Here is a 10,813-nt window from a genome sequence, read left to right as displayed (position 1 = left end):
GGCTCGTACCGCCAAGCACATGACCGCCGTCGTCTTCCACCCCCGCAGCCAACCCGAAAAGGAGACCACGATGGCTGAAGCGACTCTGACCACCACGATGCAGGAGGCAATCCCCGATCTACCGCTTGCCTTCCAGGCCAACCGCACATTGCTTGCGCTCGATCTCGGCACGACCACCGGCTGGGCCCTGCATGGCGCGGATGGGCTGATCACCAGCGGCACAGCATCGTTCCGCAATGGCCGGTTCGACGGCGGCGGTATGCGCTACCTGCGCTTCACGAATTGGCTGGGCGAGTTGGAGCGGTTGTCCGGACCTATCGCCGCCATCTGGTTCGAGGAAGTCCGCCGCCATGCGGGCACCGACGCGGCCCACGTCTATGGAGGCCTCATGGCCACGCTGACGGCATGGGCCGAGTTGCGCGGCGTGCCATACGAGGGGGTGCCAGTCGGCACCATCAAGCGTCACGCCACCGGCAAGGGCAATGCCAACAAGGACGCCATGATCGCCGCGGCCCGGGCACGCGGGTTCAGCCCTGCTGACGACAACGAGGCCGACGCCATCGCGATCCTGCTCTGGGCCATGGAAACCCACGGAGGTGCGCAATGACCGGCATGCGCTTCACGCCCAAGGGCTATGGCGGCCATCGCCGCAAGCCTGACGAGGTCAAACGGGACGGCTGGAAGGAACAGGGGCTGCTGGCCGTCGCCATTGACGATGACCGGCTGACCTGGCCCGAGCGGGAACTGGTGCGGCAGCTTGGCGAGCGCCTCTACGGCAAACGGGAACGGGAGATGCGCCATGGGTGAGTGGACAACCGCACGGGTGGAGGACCGGCTGGAGAGCGCGGCCGACGTCTTCCGCACATTGCCCGGCGTCATGCCGCAGGGCTTTTTCAACGCATGGCCCGAGTATTTCCACAGCTTCGCCGACAAGGTCGGTCAAGAGCCGCAGATGCGTCGGCCCCGGCCGGGCCCGCGACAGATCACCGAAGCCGAGGAGGCATTGCTCTGGTTGCGCTGGCTGGAACGGGATGATGCCCGGATCGTCTGGCTGCGTGCCGAACGCACCCCATGGAAACCGATCTGCTGGGAGATGGGGCTGAGCCGGACAGCTGTGGCCAAACGCTGGCAGTTCGGGCTCGCGGTGATCACCTGGCGTCTCCATGGCCGCCTGCCTCCCGCCCGGCGCTCGCAGCGGTTCGTCATTGAAAATGCAAATCGCCTGTCAAGAACAATCGTCCTGTGAGGGAATTTTCGGGTGTACATCGCTGGGCCTTACACATTTCGAGAATGAGGCTACAAATTGGATATACTCGGGAGAGGAGCGCGCAGGCAGAGGCCTCGCAGCTGGCTTCCGGGGTCCAGCGAAGGGTCCAGCCGGGGTCCAGTCGCCTAAGCCATTGAATTTTTGGTTCCTTCCGGGCGACTTTCGTATGCTGGCGGGCGAAGCGCGCAATTTCGCCAGCGACAGGGCCGTTTTTTTGGGAGTCCACCCCGCGTGGAGTCCACCCCTAAAACCGGAAATAACCACGCAATAACAGCGGCTTGGAGGGTGGATTCCGCGGTGGATAGCCTGGACTCCGGAGTCCAGCGGGAATCCAGCTTGGAGTCCAGTGAAGTCCGCGCTGAAGGAATTCATCCTGGCGCCCGGTTCGGCGACACCTCCTCCCAGAATTGCCGCCGAACCCACGCTCGCCTGAGTGTATCGATGCCACCGAAGCCGATAGCAGCGTGCAGCGCATCCCCTCCGGTTGCGCCACTGGGCACCAATACAGAATCCGAATGTAACAAGATTTCATGCTGCTGTCGCGCTTTGCGTTGCACCGAAACCGATCAAACAGGATCACACGCACATGACCCTCGCCTTCGCCCCCGAGCGGATCGAGCACTGGCCGCTGGCCAGGCTCCAGCCCTATGCCCGCAATGCCAAGCAGCATGGTGCCGACCAGGTCGCGAAGCTCGCTGCCAGCATGGCCGAGTTCGGCTGGACCGTGCCGTGCCTCGTGGGCGAGGACGGCGAGCTGATCGCCGGCCACGGGCGGGTGCTGGCCGCGACGCAACTTGGGCTGACCGAGGCGCCGGTGATCGTGCTCGGGCACCTGACCGAGGCGCAGCGCCGGGCCTATCGTTTGGCCGACAATAAATTGACCGAACTCGGAACATGGGACGAGGCGCTGCTGTCGGCGGAACTGAACGAGCTGCTGGCCGACGACTACGACCTGTCGCTGGTGGGCTTTTCCGACGGCGAGTTGGACAAGCTGCTGGCCTTCGAGCCGGAGGATGACGGTGAAGAAAGTGGTGGCGCTGGCAGCACAACGCCGCCGGTGGTGATCCCCGAACCGCCGCGCAATCCGGCGTCGCGGACGGGCGATCTGTGGATCCTTGGTGATCACCGGCTGCTCTGCGGCGACAGCACCAGCGAAACGGACGTGCGCCGCCTGATGAATGGCGAGCGCGCGATCCTGTTCGCGACCGATCCGCCATACCTTGTGGATTACGACGGCTCGAACCACCCGACACGCAACAAGGACTGGAGCCAGAGCTACGGCAACACGTGGGACGACAGTTCGCAGGGCGCGGAACTCTACGACGGCTTCATCTCCGCCGCCGTGGCCGAGGCCATCACCGAGGACGCTGCCTGGTACTGCTGGCACGCCTCGCGCCGTCAGGCGATGCTGGAGGCTTGCTGGGAAAAAGCCGGGGCCTTCGTCCACCAGCAAATCATCTGGGTGAAAGACCGCGGCGTCCTGACCCGATCGCATTACCTCTGGAAGCACGAGCCCTGCTTCATGGGCTGGCGCCGCCCAAACCGCCCGCCGAAGGTGGCCGAGGAAACCCTGCCGTCCACATGGGCTCTGCCGAGCTTCACCAAAGATGAGCGGCCCGACCACCCGACGCCGAAACCGCTCGATGCGTTCGGGATCCCGATGCGCCAGCATGTGGCACGGGGCGGGCTTTGCTATGAGCCGTTCTGTGGTTCGGGTTCGCAGATCATGGCCGGCGAAGCCAACGGGCGGCGGGTGTTCGCGATGGAAATCAGCCCAGCATACATCGACGTCGCCGCTGAACGTTGGCAGGCCGAAACCGGTCGCGACGCGATCCTTGACGGCGACGGTCGAACTTTTACGCAAGTAAGGATTGAGCGGCTGGGCGACGGGGATGCCGTGCCCATGGACACGGATACGCCCGACAGCGAAGCCGACCCAGAACCCGCCCGCAAACCCAAATCCGCCGCGTGACATGCATGACCTGGCTTTACATCCCTCCGGACGCGCTTCCGGAACCGAAGACGCATGCCTGTTCGGCCTCTCACTCTGTTCCGGTGCCGGTGGGCTTGATCTCGGGCTCACCATCGCCATCCCCGGATATCGTGCTGTGGGCCATGTCGAACGGGAAACCTTCGCCGCAGCCACTCTCGTGGCGCGGATGGAAGACGCGTCCCTGGATCAGGCTGTTGTCTGGGACGACGTTGGAACCTTTGACGGTCGACCGTGGCGCGGCGCTGTGGATATCGTCAGTGCGGGCTATCCGTGCCAGCCATTTTCGGTCGCGGGCAAGCGCCTTGGTACTGACGATCCGCGCCATCTCTGGCCGCATGTCGCGCGCATTGTCGGTGAAGTTGAAACAGGCTCACTTGGCTCGAGTCGAAGTGACTCTCACGTTTACTTCATCTTTCGATGAGCACCGAAGTGATTTCCCATGATGCCGCGCTTACAATATTGATGGCAGTGACTCATCACCTCGAACTCTCCGTCCCGGAGCGCAAAGATAGTTCCAACGTTATTTTCCCCAGCCTGGGAAACTTTCGTAGGCTCTAAGACTAACTTGCGCGCATCGTGATCGCTCGTTTCAAGCATGATCTCGTCGCTTTCGAGATCAAAATGCTTATGCAGGAGCGCAACGCCGAAACGATGATCCATTCCATATTTTTTTAGAACGTCTCTTATTTCTGCTAGGCAATCAGCATCGTTAACATTAAGCGGCTCGACATCATCGATATCATCAAAGTCGCTCCACTGCACCGGCATAACTGCAACGCTCATTCAACGATCTCCCATCCCATTTGACCCGCATTTCCCAAGTAACTTGACGTTTTCGCACCTCTGGAAGCCGGTAACGTGTTATATTTCAGCATGTTAATTGGGCTGAAGGTGGCGGATTATGGATCACCCGGAGGGTGCAAGCGAAACGGGTGATGGGCGGCTTAGTTTTGATCGCCGGGTGCGGCTGGAATTTCGTGGCACGCAGCTCAGTTCGGACGGCGGTCTGCTGGTGATGCGCGAGTTGGATGACGTGCTCGGGCTGTCTGATCTTGCGTCAGCTGCGCTATCTGACAACCGTCTGGGCAAGAACACCGTTCACCGGCTTGACGGGCTTTTTCGACAATCGGTCTATGGTCGGCTTGCGGGTTACGAGGACGTCAACGACGCTGACCGACTGGCTCTTGATCCCGTCATGTGCCAGGTGGTGGGCGGACGCGCAGTCGATGCGCAGGCAGCCTCGGCCTCGCAGATGGGGCGGTTCGAGACCGAGACGCTGGCCATGCCAGAGAACCAGGAGGCGCTTGCCGATCTGAACGGCACGTGGATTGACCGCTTTCACGATCGCCGCGGGCTGAAGTACATCGTGCTGGACATGGACAGCTCGGTCAGCCCGACCCATGGTGATCAGGAAGGCACAGCCTGGAACGGGCATTTCGACTGCACCTGCTACCACCCGAACTTCCTGTTCAACCAGTTCGGCATGCTGGAACGCTGCGCCCTGCGCCGCGGCAATGTCCACAGCGCCGACGGCTGGCGGGATGTCCTCGATCCCGTCATCGCCCGTTATGCTGGCCGCAACCTTGGTGGCCGCTTCTTCCGCGCCGACGCCGCCTATGCGATCCCCGCGATCTACGAGCGGCTGGAGGAAGCGGACTATTTCTACGCCATCCGGTTGCCCTCCAATGCCGTCCTGCGTTCGAGGATAGCGCACCGAATGACCCGGCCCGTGGGGCGTCCGTCGCTAACCAAGGTCAAGCGTCTCTACGAGGACTTCGAGTATCAGGCGCAAAGCTGGGACAAGCCACGCCGGGTGATCGCCAAGATCGAATGGCATCCGGGCGAGCTGTTCCCAAAAGTCGGCTTCATCGTCACCAATATGCCGATGGACCCGGACTGGGTGGTCCGCTTCTACAACCAGCGTGGCACCGCCGAGCAGCATATCAAGGAAGGCAAATACGCCTTCCGCTGGACGCGGCTGTCATGCAAACGGTTCCGCGATAACGAGGTCCGGCTGCAACTGCACGCACTGGCCTACAACCTGGCAACATTCCTGCGCTGCGTCGACCTGCCCGAGGCGATGGCCGACTGGTCGCTGACCAGCCTGCAATTGAAACTGATCAAGATGGGGGCCCGCGTCGTGCGCCATGCCCGTGCCATCACCTTCCAACTTGCCGAGGTGGCCGTCACCGGTGCCATGGTCAAGGCCATCCTTGCCGCGATCCACCGATTACGGGCGCCGCCGTCATGCGCATGATGCTGAAACTGCCCACCCGAACGAAAGTGGCAGGACAGGTCTGTCCGACGCGCTGAAAAACGCCGCCACTGTGCCGGAGTGATGCGGGTTGGCAGTCCGATCCGCCCACATTCGGGCGTCTTGGCGCACTCAAGCGCCGCTCAGGGCGCAAAACACTTGATCAGATGGCAAACTCAGGCGAACCTGCTGCCAGACCGCAGGCCACTTGGGGAATGTTGGTTTGATTCTTTTTAATGATGATCGACACGACGCGATTCGGTCAAGGCTCTTTTGCCAGCCGCCATAGTTAAAAGTTCGTCTCGAAGCTCGCGCCAATGGCGAACGATGGCTGCAAACCGAGCGCGGGGAACCGCAAGACAGCAGACCTGACACACGCCAGCCGCATGTGGATGACGCCGACGGCGCGCGATCACAAGGATGGCGCGACGACATTGGCGAACACGCCGGTCAACGGCCTGCTTGGCCGCCAGGTCCTGGTGACGCAGGTGGCTGGGACCGATACCTCCGATGCGCGCCGGACCTTGAACCCGCTGTTCGTCGAGGCTCTGATGGGCTGGCCCACCGGGTGGACCGGCTTCGCCTCTGTGGCAACGGCGTGGTCCCCTTGGTTGCGGCGCATGCGCTGCAACAGCGCTGCCTGTGCAGCAAGGTTTTCAACGACGTCAGATGCACGTGGAGGCAGTGTCGGCGGCAGAGCGCAAGGTGTGATGCCTGCACGGGTGATCATCCACGCATCATCCGCCAGCCGGACTGCCTCGGCGGGGTCGTGGGTGATAAGAACAACGGTTCGCCCTGCCAGAAGCCGCACCGCAAGATCCTGCACCGTGTGCCGCGTCATTGCATCAAGGGCCGAGAACGGCTCATCCAGCAGAACGATCGCGCGGTCCTCATAGAGGGTGCGTGCGAGGGTTACGCGCTGGCGTTGTCCGGCGGACATTTGGGCAGGCTTGCGCTCTTCAAAACCTGCAAGACCAACATCTTCCAATAAGGCGCGTGCGCGATCGGAGTGCGCGCGTTCGCCCCGCAAGCGTGCGCAGATCGTAATGTTGTTCTGAGCGCTGGCCCACGGCAGAAGTTGATCATCCTGGGCCATCATCGCCACGCGCGGCGCGATGAGAACGCCATCATCGGCAATAATCTGTCCGTCCAGATGCGCCGCACACGGCAAACCGGCAACCAACCGTAGCAGCGATGTTTTGCCAACGCCTGAGGGTCCAAGAAGTGCGCTCCACCGCGCGGCAAGCAGGGTCAGATCAAAGCTGTCGATCAGGGGCGTTTGCTCCGCGCGCAAAGCTCCCTTTATTTGAATGGCGGGTGCGGTCATGTGCCGCCCGGATTTTGCGCCATGTCCCAGAACCCAATCTCCAGCTGTGTGGCGGTGTTGAATCTTGATTGAAGGGTGCGGGCACGCGGCAGGCTGTGCCAATCTGGCCCTAACCGTCGCAGTAACGCACCGTCTAACAGCACGCCGACACTATGGCAAAGCGCTTGGTATTCGGGTCCTGCGTAGGCATCACACCAACGTGCATAGGGGCCTGTGTTGCCCGCCAGCCGCCGCCCGATTTCACCATACCCCAGCACGCATGGGGCCAGTGCCGCTAGAATATCTAGAAAATCCCCGGAATACCCTGCCTCCAGCACATAGCGGGTGTAGGCGAGGTTGCCGGCGGCTTCTGGCGTTGCTTCAAGGGCGGTGCGGTCAATGCCGTGGGCCGCGCAGGTTTCCACATGCAACGGCATCTCGACATGCACCAACGCATGAACTGTCGCACTGGCCGCCGCCATTTCGCCGTAAGTTTCAGCCTTGGCCGCCGCCAGCGCCCACGCGCGGGCAAAGTGGATTAAAAACACATAATCCTGTCTCATATAGTGCAGGTAGCTGGCTTGCTCCAGTGACCCGTCCCGCAGTCCTTCGACAAAGGCATGGTGCGTGTAGTCTATCCAATCCTGTCCCGCACCTGCACGCCACAGGCTAAAGGCATGCCCGTAATCAGGTGCGATCATTCAGCCACCTGCGCCGTCACGTCGACAACCAGATCGGCTGCAGGTATTACAACATCAACGGCACCTTGATTGACCAAAAATGTCTCGAAACGGGCGTAGCGGCCATGATCCACGGCAGCTGGGCGGCTGGCAAACCGCGCCCATGTATCGCCCCATGCACGGGTGTTCAGCTCGTTGCGCAACTCGGCGCTGGTGGCAAAGAAGACCTCGCCCATGCCTGTCGGGTCATTCAAAATATCGGCGGTGGCGCGTTCGGTTGCTAGCAAAAAACGTGCAATCTTGTCACGGTCGAGGCCTTCAGCGCGGGCCACGTAAATCAGTTCGTCATAGGAAGGCACGCCTTCGGCTTCAGGATAAAAACAACGCCCTGCGATGCCTTCAATGTCCATCTGATTGAGTTCAAAGTTACGGAACGCGCCGATCACGCCATCAACCTGACCGGACATTAAAGCAGGCGAGATAGACCAGCCGATATTGATCTGTTCCACATCATCGGGGGACACGCCGTTATGGGTCAGCATCGCGTCCAGCAGCATCTCTTGCAACCCTGCAACAGCAAAGCCCACCTTGCGCCCTTCCAGATCGGCCACCGATTGCACGGGGCCATCAGCGCGCACCACAAGACAGGTCATTGGTGTCTCAATCAAAGTGCCGACGCGCACAAGTCCCAGCCCGTTGCGGCTGTTGAGATGTAGTTCTGGCTGGTAACTGACCGCCAGATCAACGCGCCCTGCTGCGACCATGCGCGGCGGATCGTTGGGATCGGCAGGAGTGATTATCTCAACCTCGAGACCTGCATCGGCGAAATATCCCAGCTCTTGGGCCAGAATGATCGGTCCGTGATTTGGATTGACGAACCAGTCCAGCATGATGGTCATGCGGTCCTGTGAAAGCACAGGCGTGGTGATAAGCGTGAGGGCGAGAGTTGCAATAATACGTTTCATGAATGTCTCCGTCAGGTGGATTGAGGCGTGAGTTATTGTTCAGGCAGGGCGAGCAGGGCGATATCGCCCGCCCACCGGTCGCGTAATGTGGTGCAGGCATGATGCGCGCGCAAACCCGTACGGCAGGCCAATACGATACGGGTACCGGACGGAGGCAATGCCAGATCGGGCATGGAACCAGTCTGCAGATGCAATGCGGTATCGCGAAACGGGGCAGGGGCCTCGTCGCGCAGATCAATGACAAGATCGGTTGGCGTGATCTGGTTTTCGGCAATGAAAAGGGCGGGGCGTGCAGGCTCTGGTGCTGCGTCAAAGCGAAATCCAGACATGCGCCAGTTTGTGGCGTCAAAGATCATCATCTGACCCAAAGGTGAGGGGGTCAGCCCGAGCAACACGCTCAAAGTCATCTGTGCTTGCATCGTGCCCATCGTGGCCACCACAGGGCCAAGTACCCCCGCAGTTGCACAGGTTGCGGCACGACGTGGCAGGTCGGGGAACACGGCGCGCAAAGAGGGTGCCGTTGCGCAAAATCCCCCCACATAGCCTGTTCGTCCCAATGCAGAGGCTGCAATCAGCGGTTTGCCTGCAGCAAGGGCGGCATCAGACAGGGTAAAACTTGCGGCGAACGTATCAGCGCAATCGAGCACGACATCCGCTTGCGCCACCAAAGCGGGTGCGTTGGCTGGTGTGAGCCAGTCAACAATGGGGTGCAGGGCAACATCGGGGTTCAGAGAGGCCATGGCATCGGCCGCGGCCTGCGCCTTGGCGCGGCCCACGTCTGCCATACGGTAAAGCGGTTGGCGATGCAGGTTACTTTGTGCCACCGCGTCGCCGTCAATCAGTGTGATCGTACCCACGCCAGCCCCCACAAGATATTGGAGCACCGGCACCCCGAGACCGCCCGCCCCGGCCACCAGAACATGGGCTGCGCGCAAACGTTGCTGACCTTTGGTTCCGACTTCGGGTAGCGCAATCTGACGCGCGTAGCGGCTCATGCGGTCGCCTCTAGCCAAGCGTGAATGCGGGCTTTGGGATCAGCATGCAAGGTGATGTCTGTCACGGCCACCACCGTATCCGCACCTGCGGCAAAGGCCCCTGTGGAGCGTTCCACCGACATGCCACCAATGGCACACAGCGGGATATCCCCGATCAGGGCTTTCCATTCTGTCAGCCTGTCAAGGCCTTGTTCGGTCCATTTCATTTGCTTGAGAATGGTTGGATAGACGGGGCCCAAGGCGATATAATCAGGACCCAGCGCCAACGCGCGGTCTAGCTCGGCAAGGTCATGGGTTGAGACACCCAGCTTGATCCCAGCACGACGGATCGCTGCGATATCGGCAGTGTCCAGATCCTCTTGCCCCAGATGCAGCCAATCTGCCCCCAGATCAATCGCCAGTTGCCAGTGATCATTGATTACCAGCGCGGCACCGTGGTGTCGGCACAGCGCCTGAGCGGTGACAATCTCTGTGTGCAAGGCGTCATTGGCGCGGTCTTTCATGCGCAGTTGCACCAGCCGCACGCCAAGCGGGACTGCGCGGGCAATCCAATCAGCACTGTCGAAGACGGGGTAGAATCGCGGCAATATCATAGCCAGGCCTTTCCAATGAGGGGGGTGGATGGGACGGCCATGTCGCGCATACCCATGGGGCCAGAAGTTGCTGCCAGCGCACCGGCCTCAGTGGCCAATGCAAACGCGCGGGCCATGGTCGCGGGATCATCCGCTTCGGCCACGGCTGTATTGAGAAGGATCGCATCGAACCCCATCTCCATCGCTTGCGCCGCATGGCTTGGCAGGCCAAGACCCGCATCAATCACCATCGCCACATCGGGAAATGCTGCGCGCAGGGTGCGCAGCCCGTGGATGTTGTTCAGCCCCATACCAGACCCAATGGGCGCGCCCCAAGGCATCAGCACACGGCAGCCCGCGTCTACCAGCCGCGCGGCCAGCACCTGATCTTCGGTGGTGTAAGGGAACACCCTGAAGCCATCAGCACACAGTACCTCGGCGGCCTTGACCAGACCAAACGGGTCAGGCTGCAGCGTGTCGGAATTGCCGATCACCTCAAGTTTGATCCAGTCAGTCTGGAAATACTCACGTGCCATCTGCGCCGTCGTGATCGCCTCGCGCGCTGAATGGCATCCTGCTGTATTGGGCAGCAAATTGACACCTAGCCCGCGTACCATGTCCCAAAATGCCTGTCCCGCGCCACGCTCACGGCGCAGCGATACAGTCGCAACCGACGCTCCACTGTCGCGGAACGCGTTCTCCATCACGGCGGGCGAGGGGTAGCGCGCAGTGCCCAGCATCATGGGCGTTTGCAAGTCCACCCCATAGAAATCACGCATGG

The 10,813-nt window shown here is 61.4% G+C and carries 13 protein-coding genes; 6 read left to right on the top strand and 7 right to left on the bottom strand.

All coding sequences use genetic code 11. The features are described 5' to 3' along the window. Positions 1-70 precede the first annotated feature (70 nt). The 5 genes from CHB90_RS15050 to CHB90_RS15030 all read left to right on the top strand — a co-directional run bounded on the left by CHB90_RS15050 (position 71) and on the right by CHB90_RS15030 (position 3,681). Positions 71-607: a crossover junction endodeoxyribonuclease RuvC gene (locus CHB90_RS15050; protein ID WP_425426629.1), complete on the top strand. Its 537-nt coding sequence runs from the start codon at positions 71-73 to the stop codon at positions 605-607. Next, the gene (locus tag CHB90_RS15045) at positions 604-807 is read left to right on the top strand and encodes a hypothetical protein (RefSeq protein ID WP_089278687.1); all 204 of its coding nucleotides are present in this window, start codon (positions 604-606) and stop codon (positions 805-807) included. The genes CHB90_RS15050 and CHB90_RS15045 overlap by 4 nt, the downstream gene beginning before the upstream one ends. Continuing rightward, positions 800-1,246 carry a DUF6362 family protein gene (locus CHB90_RS15040; RefSeq protein WP_089278686.1) on the top strand — a complete coding sequence of 149 codons (447 nt, stop codon included), beginning with the start codon at positions 800-802 and terminating at the stop codon, positions 1,244-1,246. The genes CHB90_RS15045 and CHB90_RS15040 overlap by 8 nt, the downstream gene beginning before the upstream one ends. 607 nt (positions 1,247-1,853) lie before the next feature. After that, positions 1,854-3,239: a site-specific DNA-methyltransferase gene (locus tag CHB90_RS15035; protein ID WP_089278685.1), complete on the top strand. Its 1,386-nt coding sequence runs from the start codon at positions 1,854-1,856 to the stop codon at positions 3,237-3,239. Continuing rightward, a complete protein-coding gene (locus CHB90_RS15030; RefSeq protein WP_342744961.1) occupies positions 3,160-3,681 on the top strand; it encodes a DNA cytosine methyltransferase in 522 nt (173 codons plus the stop codon). Before CHB90_RS15035 ends, CHB90_RS15030 begins: the two co-directional genes overlap by 80 nt. Here CHB90_RS15030 and CHB90_RS15025 read toward each other — a convergent pair. Continuing rightward, positions 3,663-4,043 (bottom strand): hypothetical protein, encoded by a 381-nt coding sequence (locus CHB90_RS15025; RefSeq protein WP_141135893.1) that lies wholly within the window; start codon positions 4,041-4,043, stop codon positions 3,663-3,665. The two genes, CHB90_RS15030 and CHB90_RS15025, sit on opposite strands and share 19 nt — an antisense overlap. 118 nt (positions 4,044-4,161) lie before the next feature. On the opposite strand from CHB90_RS15025, the gene CHB90_RS15020 reads away from it, so the two are divergent. After that, on the top strand, positions 4,162-5,517 hold the full coding sequence (locus CHB90_RS15020; protein ID WP_089278683.1) for an IS1380 family transposase: 1,356 nt from the start codon (positions 4,162-4,164) through the stop codon (positions 5,515-5,517). Between the two features lie 409 nt (positions 5,518-5,926). Here CHB90_RS15020 and CHB90_RS15010 read toward each other — a convergent pair whose 3' ends face one another. From CHB90_RS15010 to CHB90_RS14985, 6 genes are read right to left on the bottom strand one after another with little or no spacing between them, the layout of a single operon-like run. After that, complete coding sequence (locus CHB90_RS15010) at positions 5,927-6,841, bottom strand: ABC transporter ATP-binding protein (protein ID WP_245823260.1); 915 nt, start codon at positions 6,839-6,841, stop codon at positions 5,927-5,929. Continuing rightward, complete coding sequence (locus CHB90_RS15005; RefSeq protein ID WP_089278682.1) at positions 6,838-7,521, bottom strand: TenA family protein; 684 nt, start codon at positions 7,519-7,521, stop codon at positions 6,838-6,840. Before CHB90_RS15005 ends, CHB90_RS15010 begins: the two co-directional genes overlap by 4 nt. Next, positions 7,518-8,465, bottom strand: a complete 948-nt coding sequence (locus CHB90_RS15000) for an ABC transporter substrate-binding protein (RefSeq protein WP_089278681.1) — start codon at positions 8,463-8,465, stop codon at positions 7,518-7,520. Before CHB90_RS15000 ends, CHB90_RS15005 begins: the two co-directional genes overlap by 4 nt. Positions 8,466-8,497: 32 nt before the next feature. Next, positions 8,498-9,460 carry a HesA/MoeB/ThiF family protein gene (locus tag CHB90_RS14995; protein ID WP_089278680.1) on the bottom strand — a complete coding sequence of 321 codons (963 nt, stop codon included), beginning with the start codon at positions 9,458-9,460 and terminating at the stop codon, positions 8,498-8,500. Continuing rightward, positions 9,457-10,053: a thiamine phosphate synthase gene (locus CHB90_RS14990; protein ID WP_089278679.1), complete on the bottom strand. Its 597-nt coding sequence runs from the start codon at positions 10,051-10,053 to the stop codon at positions 9,457-9,459. The genes CHB90_RS14995 and CHB90_RS14990 overlap by 4 nt, the downstream gene beginning before the upstream one ends. Further along, positions 10,050-10,811 carry a thiazole synthase gene (locus CHB90_RS14985; protein ID WP_089278678.1) on the bottom strand — a complete coding sequence of 254 codons (762 nt, stop codon included), beginning with the start codon at positions 10,809-10,811 and terminating at the stop codon, positions 10,050-10,052. The genes CHB90_RS14990 and CHB90_RS14985 overlap by 4 nt, the downstream gene beginning before the upstream one ends. Positions 10,812-10,813 lie beyond the last annotated feature (2 nt).

This window comes from Antarctobacter heliothermus (assembly GCF_900188425.1).
Lineage (GTDB): Bacteria > Pseudomonadota > Alphaproteobacteria > Rhodobacterales > Rhodobacteraceae > Antarctobacter > Antarctobacter heliothermus.
Note: the sequence above shows the minus strand (reverse complement) of the source record. Positions and strands in the feature narration are given on the sequence as shown.

Bases quoted from the DNA above. Each gene is read 5' to 3' on its own strand.
- CHB90_RS15050 (WP_425426629.1), top strand. From the start codon at position 71: ATGGCTGAAGCGACTCTGACCACCACGATGCAGGAGGCAATCCCCGAT.
- CHB90_RS15045 (WP_089278687.1), top strand. From the start codon at position 604: ATGACCGGCATGCGCTTCACGCCCAAGGGCTATGGCGGCCATCGCCGC.
- CHB90_RS15040 (WP_089278686.1), top strand. From the start codon at position 800: ATGGGTGAGTGGACAACCGCACGGGTGGAGGACCGGCTGGAGAGCGCG.
- CHB90_RS15035 (WP_089278685.1), top strand. From the start codon at position 1,854: ATGACCCTCGCCTTCGCCCCCGAGCGGATCGAGCACTGGCCGCTGGCC.
- CHB90_RS15030 (WP_342744961.1), top strand. From the start codon at position 3,160: ATGCCGTGCCCATGGACACGGATACGCCCGACAGCGAAGCCGACCCAG.
- CHB90_RS15025 (WP_141135893.1), bottom strand. From the start codon at position 4,043: ATGAGCGTTGCAGTTATGCCGGTGCAGTGGAGCGACTTTGATGATATC.
- CHB90_RS15020 (WP_089278683.1), top strand. From the start codon at position 4,162: ATGGATCACCCGGAGGGTGCAAGCGAAACGGGTGATGGGCGGCTTAGT.
- CHB90_RS15010 (WP_245823260.1), bottom strand. From the start codon at position 6,841: ATGACCGCACCCGCCATTCAAATAAAGGGAGCTTTGCGCGCGGAGCAA.
- CHB90_RS15005 (WP_089278682.1), bottom strand. From the start codon at position 7,521: ATGATCGCACCTGATTACGGGCATGCCTTTAGCCTGTGGCGTGCAGGT.
- CHB90_RS15000 (WP_089278681.1), bottom strand. From the start codon at position 8,465: ATGAAACGTATTATTGCAACTCTCGCCCTCACGCTTATCACCACGCCT.
- CHB90_RS14995 (WP_089278680.1), bottom strand. From the start codon at position 9,460: ATGAGCCGCTACGCGCGTCAGATTGCGCTACCCGAAGTCGGAACCAAA.
- CHB90_RS14990 (WP_089278679.1), bottom strand. From the start codon at position 10,053: ATGATATTGCCGCGATTCTACCCCGTCTTCGACAGTGCTGATTGGATT.
- CHB90_RS14985 (WP_089278678.1), bottom strand. From the start codon at position 10,811: ATGCGTGATTTCTATGGGGTGGACTTGCAAACGCCCATGATGCTGGGC.